Origin of the sequence: Hydrogenophaga sp. NH-16 (assembly GCF_004006415.1) — a bacterium.
GTDB classification, from domain to species: Bacteria; Pseudomonadota; Gammaproteobacteria; order Burkholderiales; family Burkholderiaceae_C; genus Hydrogenophaga; species Hydrogenophaga pseudoflava.
This window is the reverse complement of sequence record NZ_CP029344.1, coordinates 2,647,644-2,663,158: the sequence shown is the minus strand read 5'-3', so window position 1 is coordinate 2,663,158 and position 15,515 is coordinate 2,647,644. Positions and strand designations below refer to the sequence as shown.

Here is a 15,515-nt window from a genome sequence, read left to right as displayed (position 1 = left end):
CTGTCAACAGGGACACACCGGATCAGGTGTTGAGCTGGGCCCAGGCCTTGTCGATGCGCTTGATGCTCACCGGCTGCGGCGTGCGCAACTCCTGAGCGAAGAAGCTCACGCGCAGCTCTTCCAGCAGCCAGCGCACCTCCTGCAGCCGTGCGTCCTGCACCCCCTTGCGCTCGGCCACCAGGCGCCAGAATCGTTGGTCCTGCGGGCGCAGTTCGGCGAACTTGGCCGCGTCGCGCGCCGGGTCGCCGCGCAGCTTGTCCAGCCGGAGCTGCACCGCCTTGAGGTAGCGCGGGAAATGCTGCAGCTGCGCGTAAGGCGTTGAACTCAGGAAAGTCTTGGGCACCAGGCGCTGCATCTGCTGCTGCACGTCGGTGGCCACGTCGGCCGGAGGCTTGCTGTCCTTGAGCTTGCGCTGCGCGGCGGCGAACTCGGTGAGGATCACGCCAGCCTGGCGCGCGATCTCGTTGGCGATCAGGGTCAGGCGTCCTCTGCCCTCGTCCACCCGAGCTTTGAAGGCCGCGGCATCCGCCGGCAACGGGTCGGTCAGGAAGGCACGATCCAGGGCGAGGTCGAGGATCTGGTTCTTCAGTTCGTCCAGCGTGCCGCCACCGCCGCCACTGTCGGTCTTGCCGACGGCCATGTAGGCCACGCCCATGGCCTGCAGGCCGGGCAGGTTCCTTTCCAGGTACTTCAGCGCGTCCTTGATCTGCAGCGCGAACAGGCGGCGCAGGCCGGCGCGGTGGCGCGCCTGCGCCACCTCGGGCTCGTCGAAGACCTCGATGCGCACCGCGTCGCCGGCGTCGATCAGCGCCGGGAAACCGATCAGCGTCTGGCCACCCTTGCGGATTTCCATCAGCTCGGGCAGTTCGCCGAAGTCCCAGGTGGTGTGGCGCTGTTCGGCGCTGGACGTCTTCGCGGCCGGTGAGGTCGGTGCCTTGGCCTTGTCGGGCGCAGGCATACGGCGAACGCCATCGGCGGCCGTTGACTGCGCCGTTGCAGCGGGCGCAGCCGCGGGCGCCGCGATGTCCTTGAGCTTGAGCGAAGCCAGCGCCTGGAAGGCGCCACGCGCCTGACTGCCCAGCTCGGCTTTCAGTGCGCCCAGGTTGCGCCCCTGGCCGAGCTGGCGGCCGTGTTCGTCCACCACGCGCAGGTGCATGAAGTGGTGCGCCGGCAGCATGTCGACCTTGATGTCGTTGCGCTGCACCGGCAGCTGCGTCGCGTCGCGCACCAGCTTGAGCAGCGCGTCCATCAGGCTGCCGCCGCCAAAGGTCTCGGGCTGGCACAGCGCCTCGGTCATCTTCTCGGCCGTGGCCGGCAAGGGCACCAGGCGCGAACGCGGCCGCTGGTGCAGGGTCTTGAGCAAGGCCTGCACCTTGTCCTTGAGCATGCCGGGCACCAGCCAGTCGCAGCGGTCTTCGCTGACCTGGTTGAGTGCGAAGATGGGCACGGTCACGCTCACACCGTCGCGCGGGTCGCCCGGTTCGTGCAGGTAAGCCACGGCGCAGTCCACACCACCCAGTCGCAGCGTCTTCGGGAAGGCCTGTGTGGTGATGCCCGCGGCCTCGTGCCGCATCAGTTCTTCACGCGTGAGGAACAGCAGCTTCGGGTTCTCCCGGCTGTGGTCCCGGTACCAGCGCTCGAAGGCTGCACCGTTGCACACGTCGGCCGGTAGCTGCTGGTCGTAGAAGGCGTAGATCAGTTCGTCGTCCACCAGCACATCCTGCCGGCGGGCCTTGTGTTCCAGCTCCTGCACCTCGCGCACGGTGCGGCGGTTGGCGGCCAGGAAGGGCAGCTTGCTGTCCCAGGTGTCCTCGTGCAGATGCCCAACCAGCGCCTCGCGGATAAAGATCTCGCGCGCGCCGGCCGGGTCGACCTTGCTGTAGTCCACCCGCCGCTGGTGGTAGACCACCAGACCGTAGAGCGTGGCGCGCTCCAGCGCCGAGACGCGGGCGGCCTTCTTTTCCCAGTGCGGGTCCAGCATCTGCTTCTTGAGCAGGTGCTGCCCCACCTGTTCCAGCCACTGCGGTTCGATGTTGGCGATGCCGCGGCCGAACAGACGCGCGGTTTCCACCAGCTCGGCGCAGACGATCCAGCGACCCGGCTTCTTGCTCAGGTTGGCACCCGGGTGGCGGTGGAACTTGATGCCGCGTGCGCCCAGGTACCAGTCCTCGGTGTCGTTCTTCTGGCCGATGTTGCCCAGCAGGCCGGCGAGCATGGACAGGTGCAGCTGCTCATACGACGCGGGCGCGGTGTTGATCACCCACTTGTGCTCCGCCACCACGGTGTGCAGCTGCGAATGGATGTCGCGCCACTCGCGCACACGCCGCACGTTGATGTAGTTCTCGCGCAGCAGGTTCTCGTACTGGCGGTAGCTGAGCTTGTGGTCGGTGCCGTGACCGCCCTTGCTGTCTTCCAGCCACTTCCACAGCTTGAGCGTGCCGGTGAACTCGCTCTTCTCGTCATCGAACTTCTTGTGCGCCTGGTCGGCCTGGGTCTGTTTCTCCAGCGGCCGGTCGCGCACGTCCTGCAGGCTCAGCGCGGACGCGATCACCAGCACCTCGTCCAGCGCACCTCGCTGCTGCGCTTCCAGCAGGATGCGGCCCACGCGCGGGTCCAGCGGCAGGCGACTGAGCGTCTGGCCGATGCGGGTGAGTTCGTTGGCCTCGTCCACTGCGCCCAGTTCGGACAGCAGCTGGTAGCCGTCGGTGATGGCGCGGCGCTGCGGCGCTTCCAGAAACGCGAAATCCTCCACCGCACCCAGGTGCAGCGCCTTCATGCGCAGGATCACCCCCGCCAGCGAGCTGCGCAGGATTTCGGGGTCGGTGAATTTCGGCCGGCTGTTGAACCCGGCCTCGTCGTACAGACGGATGCAGATGCCATCGGCCACCCGGCCGCAACGGCCGGCGCGCTGGTTGGCCGCGGCCTGGCTGATCGGCTCGATGAGCAACTGCTCCACCTTCTGGCGGAAGCTGTAGCGCTTGACGCGGGCCGTGCCGGCGTCGATGACGAAACGGATGCCCGGCACCGTCAGCGAGGTCTCGGCCACGTTGGTCGAGAGCACGATGCGGCGCTGGCCGTGCGGCTGGAAGATGCGGTCCTGCTCGGCCTGCGACAGGCGCGCGAACAGCGGCAGCACCTCGGCGTTGCGCAGCGCGGGCTGATGCGACAGGTGTTTGCGCAGATGGTCGGCGGCCTCGCGGATCTCGCGCTCGCCGGGCAGGAACACCAGGATGTCACCGCCCTGGCCTGCTCCACCGCGCCACAGTTCGTCCACGCCGTCGGCAATCGCATCGTTCAGGTCGTATTCGCGGCTCTCTTCAAACGGCCGGTAACGCACCTCCACCGGGTAGGTGCGGCCAGAGACCATCAAGACAGGCGCTTTGCCTTTGCTGGACGCGAAGTAGTCCGCAAAGCGGTCCGCGTCGATGGTGGCCGAGGTGACGATCACCTTCAGGTCCGGCCGGCGCGGCAGCAGCTGGCGCAGGTAACCCAGCAGGAAGTCGATGTTCAGCGAGCGCTCGTGCGCCTCGTCGATGATCAGCGTGTCGTAGGCGCGCAGGTCGGGGTCGGTCTGCGTCTCGGCCAGCAGGATGCCGTCGGTCATCAGCTTGACCGAGGCGTCCTTGCTCAGCCGGTCCTGGAAGCGCACCTTGTAGCCCACCACCTCGCCCAGCGGTGTCTTCAGCTCTTCGGCAATGCGCTTGGCCACGCTGCTGGCCGCGATCCGCCGCGGCTGCGTGTGGCCGATCAGCTGGCCGCGCTGGCCCGGCTTCGCGTTGAGCCGGCCACGCCCCATCGCCAGGGCAATCTTGGGCAACTGCGTGGTCTTGCCCGAACCGGTTTCGCCGCAGACGATCACGACCTGGTGGTCGCGGATGGCGTCCTCGATCTCCTGCCGGCGGGCGGAGACGGGCAAGGCTTCTGGGAACTCGATGTGCAGCGCGGAGGACAAGGGGATAACTTCAGTCAAAATCGGGCAACCTGCAATTATCCTGCGCACCCCGCCCGTCTGCCCCACCCGCCCGACATGTCCACCGTCTTCAATTTCACCTTCGTGCCCTGGTTCCGTTCGGTGGCCCCATACATCCACAAGTTCCGGAACCAGACCTTCGTGATCGGCCTGACTGGCGAGGCCATCGCTGCGGGCAAGCTGGCCTCGATCGCGCAGGACATCGCCATGATCCAGGCCATGGGCGTGAAGATCGTGCTGGTGCACGGCTTCCGCCCGCAGGTCAACGAACAGCTGCGCCTCAAGGGCCAGGAGGCGAAGTACTCGCATGGCATGCGCATCACCGACCCGATCGCGCTGGATTGCGCACAGGAAGCGGCGGGCCAGCTGCGTTACGAAATTGAAGCCGCCTTCAGCCAGGGCCTGCCCAACACGCCCATGGCCGGCGCCCGGGTGCGCGTGATTTCGGGCAACTTCATCACCGCCCGACCGGTGGGCCTGATCGACGGTGTCGATTTCCAACATACGGGCCTGGTGCGCAAGGTGGACACCGAAGGCATCCAGCGCACGCTGGACATGGGCGCCCTGGTGCTGATCTCGCCATTCGGCTTTTCACCCACCGGCGAGGCGTTCAATCTCGGGATGGAAGACGTGGCGACCTCGGTGGCTGTGGCCTTGCAGAGCGACAAGCTCATCTTCCTGACCGAGATCCCGGGCATCCGCGTGGACGCCAACGATCCTGAAAGCGACATCGACACCGAGCTGCCCCTGGCCGATGCCAAGCGCCTGATCGCCAGCCTGCCCGTCGCCACCCTGCCCACCGATCCGGGCTTCTACCTGCAGCACTGTGTGCGCGCCTGCGAAGGTGGTGTGGAGCGCAGCCACATCATCCCGTTCAAGCTGGATGGTTCGTTGCTGCTGGAAATCTATGTGCACGACGGCATCGGCACCATGGTGGTGGACGAGAAACTGGAGAGCGTGCGCGAGGCCACCATCGACGACGTCAGTGGCATCGTGGCCCTGATCGAGCCCTTCGAGAAGGACGGCACCCTGGTCAAGCGCGACCGCACCGAGATCGAGCGCGATGCGGGCAACTACACCATCATCGAACACGACGGGGTGATCTTCGGCTGCGCCGCGCTCTACCCCTACCCCGAAGAACGCACCGCCGAAATGGCCGCGCTCACCGTTTCGCCACAGAGCCAGAGCCAGGGCGACGGCGAGCGCCTGCTCAAGCGCATCGAGACCCGCGCCCGGGCCCAGGGCCTGCAGAGCATCTTCGTGCTCACCACCCGCACCATGCACTGGTTCATCAAGCGAGGCTTCGTGCAGGTCAACCCCGACTGGCTGCCCGAGGCGCGCAAGCGCAAGTACAACTGGGATCGCCGCAGCCAGGTGCTGGTCAAGAAGCTGGGCTGAGAGCCTGCCCAGCGAGCGGGCCGCGCCTACTACCGTCGGCGCAGCAGCAGTGCCGTCGCCAGCGCCGCAATGCCGGCAAAACAGAGGAAGGACCAGTTTGCGATGGACAGGCCCAGGAAGGTCCAGTCGATCGCCGAGCAGTCGCCGCTGCCCTTGAAGATCATGGGAATCGCGCGCTTGAGCGGGAAGGATTCGATCATTCCGTAGAAGTCGCGTCCGCAGCTGAGCACCTCGGGCGGGTACCACTGCAGAAAACTCTGGCGCGCGGCGACGAAGGCGCCACCCAGTGCCAGCAGACCCATCAGGACGACGCCGACGCGCCGGCCCTTGGCCCCCGACAGGGAGGCAGCAACACCGGCCACGATGGCCACGAGGATCAGCGCATAACGCTGCACGATGCACATCGGGCAGGGCTCCAGTCCCACCACATGCTGCAGGTACATGCCGAAAGCCAGCAGACCGATGCAGCCGGTAGCCACCAGGGTCAGCGCACGGCGCGGGTGCTGGTCAAGGAAATCGATGGCGGGGGTCAGGAAGCTCAAGAAAACTCCAGAAGATGAAAAAGGCGCTGCGGGTGGACCCGGCCAGCGCCTTCAAGTTCCAGCGGCGGGCGATCAGCCGTTGTCGGCGAACGCGCGCTCGATCACGAACTGGCCCGGGCGCGTGGTATTGCCCTCAGCAAAACCGCGCTTCTCGCACAGCGCCTTGAGGTCGCGCAGCATTTCGGGGCTGCCGCAGATCATGACGCGGTCTTCAGCCGGGTTCAACTCGGGCAGTCCGGTGTCCTTGGCGATCTGGCCGCTCTCGATGATGTTGGGGATGCGGCCCTGGTGCACGAAGGGCTCGCGCGTCACGGTCGGGTAGTAGATGAACTGCTGGCTCACCATCTCGCCCAGGAACTCGTGCTGCTTGAGCTGCGTTTCCAGCATGTCGCGGTAGGCCAGTTCCTTGACCTCGCGCACACCGTGGATCAGCACGACCTGTTCGAACTTCTCGTAGGTCTCGGGATCGCGCACGATCGAGAGGAACGGCGCCAGCCCGGTGCCGGTGGCCAGCAGGTACAGGCGCTTCGCGGGCAGCAGGTAGTCGATCAGCAGCGTGCCGGTGGGCTTCTTGCCGACGATGATGGTGTCGCCCACCTGGATGTGCTGCAGGCGGCTGGTCAGCGGACCGTCCGGCACCTTGATGCTCAGGAACTCCAGATGCTCTTCATAGTTGGCACTGGCGATCGAGTAGGCGCGCAGCAGCGGCTTGTCGTTCACCCGCAGCCCGATCATGGTGAAGTGGCCGTTGGAGAAGCGCAGCGCCGTGTCGCGGGTGGTGGTGAAACTGAACAGACGATCGGTCCAGTGATGAACGCTCAGGACGCGCTCTTCCAGAAATGCACTCATGGTCTTGAAGAAGATGGGTCCGGCCGGGACGCCGGACTTGGAAACAAAAACAGTTCGCGATTGTAGAAGTCGGGTTCCGGCGCGCCTTGCGGTATATCAGGAACTGGCACCGGCGCCCGAAGGGGATTCGCTTGCGCTGGGTATTCATTGCTACAGTGGAGCCCCTCTTGCAGGCCCCTGCACCATGCAACCCGGTCTTGCTGGCTGCTCGCATCATGCCGACCTTGGGTTAATACTGGAACGAATAGTTTTTCATTTTACTTAGACATCAACAGAATAAGGAAACCCCATGGCACGCACCATCCACTGCATCAAGCTCGGCAAGGAGGCCGAAGGCCTGGACTTTCCACCCTACCCCGGCGAACTGGGCAAGCGCATCTATGAGAACGTGAGCAAGGAAGCCTGGGCGGACTGGCTCAAGCACCAGACCATGCTGCTCAACGAAAACCGCCTCAACCTGGCCGATGCCCGGGCCCGTCAGTACCTCGCCCGCCAGATGGAGAAGCACTTTTTTGGCGAAGGTGCCGACGCGGCGGCGGGCTATGTGCCCCCGAGCGCGGGTCAGTAAGCAGCCGGATCACCTCCTTCCCTGGTGACCTCCTCATCCCGCCACGCGCTGGTGCTGGGCGCCGGTCTGGCCGGTGCTGCCTGTTGCGCGACCCTCGCCCGCCGGGGCTGGCGGGTCGAGCTGCTCGAACGCGGCCGCCAGGCCGCCATGGGCGCCTCCGGCCTTCCGGTGGGCATGCTCAGCCCGCATGTCACGCGCGCGCCGACACCGCTCTCGCGCCTTTGTTCCCTGGGCGTGGCCGATGCACGGTCCCAGCTCGAGCGTCTGGTGCCACAGGGCCACGGCTGGCAGGCCACGGAAGTCGACAACCTCGGACACGACCCCGGCCGCTGGCCTGCAGCAGTGGTCCGGCCGTCGGCACTGGTCCTGGCCTGGCTGTCTGAGGCGCATTCCTCCGGGGGCCTGAGCATCCGCTTCGATGCCGCTGTGGCCAGCCTGGTCCGCGAGGATGGACAGTGGGTGGCCAGGGATGGTGCAGGCGTGGTGCTCGGCGCCGCGCCGACTGTGGTGGTGGCCACCGCCTACGGGGCGTTTCCATTGCTGGAAGGAATCCACGGCCACGGATCGGGCGCGGTGCCGCTGCGACCGGTCAAGGGCCAGCTGACGCTCGCGGCCCTGCAGACGCCACCGCTCGCGCCCCGCCCCATGCGCAACAACGGGGTCTTTGTGCCGGCCTACGAAGATGCCGGTCTGCCGCCTTCATGGCCTTCCCGCGTCTGGGCCATGGGTTCCACTTACGAACGCGGTCGCGACGACACCACCGTGGATTCCGCGGCTCATGAACGCAACGCGGTGAGCCTGGAAGAGATGCATCCGCAGGCGGCTGCCGAGCTGCGACGCTGCGCCAGCGACGGGCGCCTGCTTGGCTGGTCCCAGGTCCGGTGTGCGTCGCAGGACCGGCTGCCGATGGTCGGCGCCGCGCCCGACCTGAAAGCCATGCAGGAATTGTTCAACGCCGCTGGGGCGCGCCGCGGCAGGGTCCCGTTGCTGCAGACGCCCCGTCTGCCAGGACTGTTCATGCTGACGGCGCTTGGCTCCCGCGGCCTGACGCTGGCCCACTGGTGTGCCGACTGGTTGGCCGGCCGGATGAGCGGCGAGCCCTCGCCGCTGCCCGAGCAGGATCGGGACCTGGAGAAGGCCCTCGACCCGGCCCGTTTCGCCTGGAAGGCAGCCCGCCGGCAGCCGGTGGCCTGAACCGGCTCAGGCCAGGAGTTCAAGCCAGCGCCGCCACTGGGCTTCCTGCAACGGCCGACCCACCAGGGCGCTGATGCCCGTGCGTTCCGTGTCCCGCTTGAGCCGCCGACGATTGAGCCAGGGTGCCAGGGGGTCGGCGTGCTCGCTGACCCCCACGGTCAGCGCATTGGCGTTGTGCTGTGAAAACAGCCGCGCCAGCTGCCAGGTGTCGACGTGGTGCTCGTCCAGGTCGAATACCCCACAGACATAACGGCGGCGTCCGATGCATTCAAGAGCGGCTTCGGTGCTGTCCGCCTCGTCCACCTCCGACACCCCCACCCCGGACAGCCAGGCCGTGACCTGCCCGCGCTCGCCCGCGGCGCCAACGATCAGCGCCCGCTTGTTCGGCGACTCCGAGCCGGTCTCCAGTGGCCCGGGCTGGGTCACATCCAGGTCGAGAAAGCCGGAGTCCACCCGTCGCGCGGCATACACCGCATCCAGATCATTGAGCATGACGGCCCACTGAATCGGCCGCTCCAGCACTCGCCAAGCATGCGCAGGTGCATGCGACCCCACCCAGATCAGTCGCTGACCCGGCGGGGTCTCCCTGGCATGGGACAACACCGCCTCGGCCGCGTCGCCGTCCACCAGAGCCACTTCTGCCAGCCGGGTCGGGGCCTGGACCCCGGGCGCGGTCAGTGGCACCCAGGGCGCGTAACTCAGTTCGCGCTCTTCGGACAGTCGGAAAACGGTGTTGAGCGCATGTCGCTCCACGTCGCTGAAGCCCACCACCTGCACATGAATCCGCTGCTTGACCATCGGCGCATGTTACCCGCGTGACGCCGCTGCACAACCAAAAGAGACCAGACATCCGACACCACTGATAACCAGAAGAAATATATGAACAACCAAAATGTCGTTTGAGATATATGGGCATTTGCGTAGAGTCGCGCCCCATGTCAGAACTTGCTTTTGTCTTTGCCGGTTTTTCTGTGGGCCTCGTCGTGGGCCTGACCGGCGTGGGCGGCGGTTCGCTGATGACCCCCATCCTTATTTTCTTCTTCGGAATCAAGCCTTACCTCGCCGTGGGCACCGACCTGCTGTTCGCGGCCGTGACCAAGGCGGGTGGCACCATCAATCTGGCACGCCAGCGCCTGGTGCCTTGGCGCGTGGTGGCCCAGCTGTGCGCCGGCAGCATCCCAGCTGCGCTGGTCACGCTCTGGGTGCTGCACCAGGTGGGCCCAGCCAGCCCTGCAGTGCAGTCGGTCATGACCCACACGCTGGGCGTGGCCCTGCTGCTGACCGCCGCCGCCATGCTCTACAAGGCGGCCCGTGGCAAGGTGCTGCCGCGAAGTCTGCCCACGACGGAAATCGACAAAGCCACCCATGCCCGCCACTGGAGCCTGCCGGTGCTGTTCGGCGCCGTCATCGGCACCCTGGTCACGCTGACCTCGGTCGGCGCTGGCGCCATCGGTGTCTCGGTGTTGCTGCTCCTGTTCCCGCTGCTGCCGCTGCCGCGCATCGTGGCCGCCGACATCGCCTACGCCGTGCCGCTGACCCTGGTCGCCGGTCTGGGCCACGCCAGCCTCGGCTCGGTCGACTGGCCTCTGCTGGGCAAGCTGCTGGCCGGTTCGCTGCCCGGCATCTGGCTCGGCACCCGCCTGATGCGCCACACGCCAGAGCGTCTGGTGCGCTCCCTGCTCTCGCTGCTGCTGGCCTACGCCGGCACCAAGCTGATCGCCTTCTGATTTATCGCCTCACGACAGCCATGTACCAGTACTCCGATTTCGACCGACAGTTCGTCCAACAGCGCGCCGCCCAGTTCCGCGACCAGCTTGAACGTTTCCAGGCCGGCACGCTGGACGACGAAGCTTTCAAGCCGCTGCGCCTGCAGAACGGCTGGTACATCCAGCGCTTTGCGCCCATGCTGCGCGTGGCCGTGCCCTATGGCGAAATCAATACCGCCCAACTGCGCGTTCTCTCCAAGCTGGCCCGCGACTTCGACCACAAGGAGGCTCACGACACCTCCAAGGCCAACGCCGCCCTGGCCGACGTGCCCAGCCTGCCCGACCGCTGCGCCCACTTCACCACGCGCCAGAACGTGCAATACAACTGGATCCCGCTGCACCGCGCCGCCGACGCCATGGACCTGCTGGCCAGCGTGAACCTGCATGGCATCCAGACCAGCGGCAACTGCATTCGCAACATCACCACCGACGCCCTGGCCGGCATCGCCGTCGATGAGGTGGCCGACCCGCGCCCCTTCGCGGAAATCATGCGCCAGTGGAGCACGCTGCACCCGGAGTTCGCCTTCCTGCCGCGGAAGTTCAAGATCGCCATCACCGGTGCCCGCGAAGACCGCGCCGCCACGCCCTGGCACGACGTGGGCCTGCGCCTGCTGCGCAACGTGGACGGCGATCTGGGCTTCCAGGTGCGCGTGGGTGGCGGCATGGGCCGCACCCCCGTCATCGGATCGGTGATCCGTGAGTTCCTGCCCTGGCACCAGATCCTCAACTACCTCGAAGCCGTGGTGCGCGCGTACAACCGCTTCGGCCGCCGCGACAACAAGTACAAGGCCCGCATCAAGATCCTGGTCAAGGCCGAAGGCCAGTCTTTCACCGACCAGGTGGAAGCCGAGTACCGCGACATCGTCGAAAAAGACGGCGCGCCACACACCATCACGCAGGCCGAGCTGGACCGCGTGAGCGCCTTCTTTGTCCAACCCACCCTTCGCTGCGATCGCAAGAGTGCCGACGCCAAGATCGCCAACATCCTCAAGGCCGCCGCCGAGGACGACGTCGAGTTCAGCCGCTGGCTGACCCGCAACGTCAAGCCGCACCAGAACCCCGACCTGCGCGCCGTCACCCTGTCCTTCAAGCGGCTGGGCTCTGCGCCCGGCGACGCGAGCGCCGAACAGCTGGAACGCGCCGCCGAGCTGGTGGACCGCTTCTCCTGCGGCGAAGCCCGCGTGACCCACGAACAGAACCTGCTGCTGCCCTGGGTCAGCTGCGATCAGTTGCCCGAGCTGTGGCGCGAGGCGCGTCGCCTGGGCCTGGCCAAGCCCAACATTGGCCTGCTGTCCGACATGATCGCCTGCCCCGGCGGCGACTTCTGCGATCTGGCCAACGCCCGCTCGCTGCCCATCGCACAGGCCCTGCTGGCCCGCTACCAGGACCTGGACGAACTGCACGACCTCGGCGAGATCGACCTGCACATCAGCGGCTGCATCAACAGCTGCGGCCACCACCACAGCGGCCACATCGGCATCCTGGGCGTCGACAAGGACGGCCAGGAGTGGTACCAGGTCACCCTGGGCGGCTCCGACGGCACGCGCCTGTCGGGTGAAGCGGTGCCGGGCAAGGTGATCGGTCCGTCCTTCGCGGCCGACGAGATGGTCGACGTGATCGAGGCGCTGATCGACACCTTCCGCACCCAGCGCCTGCCGGCCGAGACCTTCGTCAATACCGTCAAGCGCGTGGGGATCGAGCCCTTCAAGACCGCCGCCAACGCGGTGCGCGTGGCCACGGCCCGCACCCCGGTCGCCGCCTGAACGCAGGAGCCCACGACATGAAACCCACGATCCAACTCTTCAAGGCCGACAGCTTCAGCGCCGACGAGACCGGCACCCTGACCCTGCCCAACGACGCCGACCCTCGCGAAGCTGCCCTGGACGGCGTCCACACGGTGCAGCTGCAGTTCCCATCGTTTGCCGACGGCCGCGCCTTCAGCCAGGCCTTCCTGCTGCGCCGCCGTCTGGGCTTCACCGGCCAGATCCGCGCCATCGGCGATGTGCTGATCGACCAGCTGGCGCAGATGCAGCGCAGCGGCTTCACACAGGCCGTGCTGCGCGCCGACCAGAGCATCGAGCACGGACAGAAGCTGCTGGCCCAGTACGACGCCTACTACCAGGGCGATGCCGTGGACACCCGCCCGCACTTCGCCCACGCCTGAGCACCAGGACGAACACCATGAGCACCATTGATCTCGCAAAAATCAACGCCGACATCGGCCGCGACACCCCCGCCCTCGTCAAGTGGGCCCTGGGCCTGAATCAGCCGGCCATCGTCACCACCAACTTCCGCCCCTTTGAGGCGGTGATCCTGCACCTGGTCACCCAGGTCAACCCGGACGTGCCGGTGGTCTGGATGGACAACGGCTACAACACCGAGGCCACCTACCGCTTCGCCGACGAGGTGACCCGCCAGCTCAAGCTGAACCTGAAGATCTACCTGCCGCGGCGCTCGCGCGCGCACCGCGAGGCCGTGGAAGGCGCCACGCCCGCGCTGGACGACCCGCGCCACGCCGCGTTCACCGAAGAAGTGAAGCTGGAGCCGTTTGCCCGCGCCCTGCGCGAGACGGCGCCCAAGGTCTGGTTCACCGCCCTGCGCGCCACCGACACCGCCGTGCGCGCGCAGATGGACCCGGTGAGCATCAACCCGGACGGCCTGATCAAGGTTGCCCCGCTGCTGCACTGGACGTCCAAGGACCTGTACCACTACTGCGAGCTGCACGGCCTGCCCAACAACTTCGACTACGTGGACCCGACCAAGGGCGAAGAAAACCGCGAGTGCGGCCTGCACCTGGCTCATTGAAGCCCGGCCCACCGAACCGACTGCCGACAACGATCATGAACGCCCGTACCGACTCCGCCGTGCTGCAATCCGCCCACAACGCTGCCCAACACCACCTGAGCAACGCCCACCTGGACGCGCTTGAAGAGGAAACCATCTTCATCCTGCGCGAGGTGGCCGCCGCCTTCGAGCGCCCCGCCCTGCTCTTCTCGGGCGGCAAGGACTCGCTGGTCATGCTCAAGTGCGCGGAGAAGGCTTTCGGCATCGGCCGCATCCCCTACCCGCTGCTGATGATCGACACCGGCCACAACTTCCCGGAAGTGACCGACTTCCGCGACAGCCGCGCCAAGGAACTGCAAGCCGAACTGATCGTGCGCAGCGTCGAAGATTCGATGGCCCGCGGCACCGTGCGCCTGGCCCACCCGGGGGAGAGCCGCAACGTGCACCAGTCGGTCACGCTGCTGGAAGCCATCGAGGAATTTCGCTTCGACGCACTGATCGGCGGTGCCCGCCGCGACGAGGAAAAGGCGCGCGCCAAGGAACGCATCTTTTCGCACCGCGACAGCTTCGGCCAGTGGCAACCCAAGGCCCAGCGCCCCGAGCTCTGGACCCTGTTCAACACCCGCCTGGCCCCGGGCGAGCACTTCCGCGTGTTCCCCATCAGCAACTGGACCGAACTGGACGTGTGGCAGTACATCGAGCGCGAAGCCATCGCCCTGCCCTCGATCTACTACACCCACAAGCGCGAGGTGGTCGACCGCCGAGGCCTGCTCGTGCCTGTGACCGAACTCACCCCGCCCAAGGATGGCGAGACGGTGCAGATCCGCGATGTGCGCTTTCGCACCGTGGGCGACATCACCTGCACCTGCCCGGTGGAGAGCCTGGCCGCCACCGCCGGCGACATCGTGATCGAGACTCTGGCGGCTGACGTCAGCGAGCGTGGTGCGACGCGCATGGACGACAAGACGTCCGAAGCTTCGATGGAGAAGCGGAAAAAAGACGGTTACTTCTGAAGCCGATTTCGCACCCACGAACCGACCTTTCCCCGGACATTCCCATGAACGCTGTTGTTAATCCTTCCACTGCCGCCGACACCCGCACCGCCCTGAAGTTCATCACCTGCGGCTCGGTCGATGACGGCAAAAGCACCCTGATCGGCCGCCTGCTGGTGGACAGCAAGGCGGTGCTGCAAGACCACCTCGCCGGCGTGCAGCGCCAGGGTGAGACCGATCTCGCACTGCTGACCGATGGCCTGTCGGCCGAACGCGAGCAGGGCATCACCATCGACGTCGCCTACCGCTACTTCAACACCGAGGCCCGCAAGTTCATCATCGGCGACGCCCCCGGACACGAGCAGTACACCCGCAACATGGTCACGGCCGCCTCGGCCGCCGACGCCGCCGTGGTGCTCGTCGACGCGACCAAGCTGGACTGGAAAGACGCCGGCCTGAAGCTGCTGCCCCAGACACGCCGCCACTCGCTGTTGCTCAAGCTGCTGCGCGTGCCCTCCGTCGTGTTTGCCGTCAACAAGCTCGACGCGGTGCAGGACAGCGCGCTGGCGTTCACCAACATCTCGGGTGCTCTGAGCGCGTTTGCAGCGGACGCCGGGATCGAGGTCACCGCCACCGTCCCGGTCTCAGCCCTCAAGGGCTGGAACGTGGTCGACGCCCCCGTGCAGGCTGGCTGGTGCGGCTATCAGGGCCCGACCCTGCTCAACATCCTGGAGCACCTGCCGGTGACCCGCCCGGACACCGAGCTGCCGCTGGCCTTCCCTGTGCAGTGGGTCGAAAAGTTCTCCTCGTCTTCCGACACCAGCCAGGGCCGCCGTGTGTTCTGGGGCCGTGTCGCCACCGGCGTCGTCCAGCCAGGCCTGCAGGTCAAGGTCATGCCCAGCGGCCAAACCGCCACCGTGGCGCAAGTGCTCAACCACGTGCGCAACCCGCAGGCGGTCCCCGCCGGTCACAGCGCCGGCATCGTGCTCGACCGCGAGGTCGATGTCTCGCGCGGCGACTGGCTGCTGGCCGTGGACGAGCAAGGTCAATCCCTCGAAGCCAGCCGCGAGATCCGCGCCACGGTCGCTTGGATGGACGATGAAACCCTGGTCGCCGGCCGTGTCTACTGGGCGCTGCATGGCCACCGCTGGGTCAAGGCCAAGGTCAAGCGCATCGTGCACAAGTTGGACATCCACACCCTGGCCGAAGGGGAAGCCACCCAGCTAGAACCCAACGCCATTGGCCACGTCGAACTGGCGCTGCAGGAACCGCTGGCCACTGCACCGTTCGCACAGTCGCGTGCGCTGGGTTCGCTGGTGCTGGTGGACACCGCCAGCCACAAAACTTCCGGCGCCGTGCTGGTGAACTGACGCGCTTCGCAAGTCGGGTTTAACCAATATCAAGGCCAAGGGCTTCCCCGGGGCCTTACCCTCCTGCTCCGCCTAAAATCCT

13 protein-coding genes are annotated in these 15,515 nt (G+C 66.6%); 9 read left to right on the top strand and 4 right to left on the bottom strand.

Annotated elements, in window-relative coordinates:
* Nucleotides 1-22: 22 nt before the first annotated feature.
* Complete coding sequence (gene hrpA, locus DD542_RS12880) at nt 23-3,958, bottom strand: ATP-dependent RNA helicase HrpA (RefSeq protein WP_206610825.1); 3,936 nt, start codon at nt 3,956-3,958, stop codon at nt 23-25.
* Nucleotides 3,959-4,027: 69 nt separating this feature from the next.
* Here hrpA and argA point away from each other — a divergent pair, with 69 nt between their 5' ends.
* Nucleotides 4,028-5,368 (top strand): amino-acid N-acetyltransferase, encoded by a 1,341-nt coding sequence (argA, locus tag DD542_RS12875; protein ID WP_066151130.1) that lies wholly within the window; start codon nt 4,028-4,030, stop codon nt 5,366-5,368.
* Nucleotides 5,369-5,397: 29 nt separating this feature from the next.
* Here the strand turns inward: argA and DD542_RS12870 are convergent, their stop codons facing one another.
* Both DD542_RS12870 and DD542_RS12865 read right to left on the bottom strand, forming a co-directional pair.
* Nucleotides 5,398-5,910, bottom strand: coding sequence for a disulfide bond formation protein B (locus DD542_RS12870; RefSeq protein WP_241559547.1), 513 nt, complete (start codon nt 5,908-5,910; stop codon nt 5,398-5,400).
* A 72-nt stretch (nt 5,911-5,982) separates the two neighbouring features.
* Complete coding sequence (locus tag DD542_RS12865; RefSeq protein ID WP_066151134.1) at nt 5,983-6,759, bottom strand: ferredoxin--NADP reductase; 777 nt, start codon at nt 6,757-6,759, stop codon at nt 5,983-5,985.
* 289 nt (nt 6,760-7,048) lie between these two features.
* Between DD542_RS12865 and DD542_RS12860 the strand changes: the two genes are divergently transcribed.
* Both DD542_RS12860 and DD542_RS12855 read left to right on the top strand, forming a co-directional pair.
* Nucleotides 7,049-7,327, top strand: a complete 279-nt coding sequence (locus DD542_RS12860; RefSeq protein ID WP_066151138.1) for an oxidative damage protection protein — start codon at nt 7,049-7,051, stop codon at nt 7,325-7,327.
* Nucleotides 7,328-7,351: 24 nt separating this feature from the next.
* Complete coding sequence (locus DD542_RS12855) at nt 7,352-8,521, top strand: FAD-dependent oxidoreductase (RefSeq protein WP_127805940.1); 1,170 nt, start codon at nt 7,352-7,354, stop codon at nt 8,519-8,521.
* A gap of 6 nt (nt 8,522-8,527) precedes the next feature.
* On the opposite strand, the gene DD542_RS12850 is transcribed toward DD542_RS12855, so the two are convergent.
* The gene (locus DD542_RS12850; RefSeq protein WP_079365774.1) at nt 8,528-9,319 is read right to left on the bottom strand and encodes a hypothetical protein; all 792 of its coding nucleotides are present in this window, start codon (nt 9,317-9,319) and stop codon (nt 8,528-8,530) included.
* A gap of 137 nt (nt 9,320-9,456) precedes the next feature.
* Between DD542_RS12850 and DD542_RS12845 the strand changes: the two genes are divergently transcribed.
* Genes DD542_RS12845 through DD542_RS12820 form a run of 6 tightly spaced genes read left to right on the top strand, consistent with a single transcriptional unit; the run spans nt 9,457 to nt 15,433 of the window.
* Complete coding sequence (locus tag DD542_RS12845; protein WP_066151146.1) at nt 9,457-10,248, top strand: sulfite exporter TauE/SafE family protein; 792 nt, start codon at nt 9,457-9,459, stop codon at nt 10,246-10,248.
* A 20-nt stretch (nt 10,249-10,268) separates the two neighbouring features.
* On the top strand, nt 10,269-12,050 hold the full coding sequence (locus tag DD542_RS12840) for a nitrite/sulfite reductase (protein WP_127805939.1): 1,782 nt from the start codon (nt 10,269-10,271) through the stop codon (nt 12,048-12,050).
* Between the two features lie 17 nt (nt 12,051-12,067).
* Complete coding sequence (locus DD542_RS12835; RefSeq protein WP_066151153.1) at nt 12,068-12,451, top strand: DUF934 domain-containing protein; 384 nt, start codon at nt 12,068-12,070, stop codon at nt 12,449-12,451.
* Between the two features lie 17 nt (nt 12,452-12,468).
* A complete protein-coding gene (locus DD542_RS12830; RefSeq protein ID WP_127805938.1) occupies nt 12,469-13,092 on the top strand; it encodes a phosphoadenosine phosphosulfate reductase family protein in 624 nt (207 codons plus the stop codon).
* A gap of 35 nt (nt 13,093-13,127) precedes the next feature.
* Nucleotides 13,128-14,084, top strand: a complete 957-nt coding sequence (gene cysD, locus DD542_RS12825) for a sulfate adenylyltransferase subunit CysD (RefSeq protein ID WP_079365769.1) — start codon at nt 13,128-13,130, stop codon at nt 14,082-14,084.
* A 44-nt stretch (nt 14,085-14,128) separates the two neighbouring features.
* On the top strand, nt 14,129-15,433 hold the full coding sequence (locus DD542_RS12820; protein WP_127805937.1) for a GTP-binding protein: 1,305 nt from the start codon (nt 14,129-14,131) through the stop codon (nt 15,431-15,433).
* The last annotated feature ends 82 nt before the right edge of the window (nt 15,434-15,515 follow it).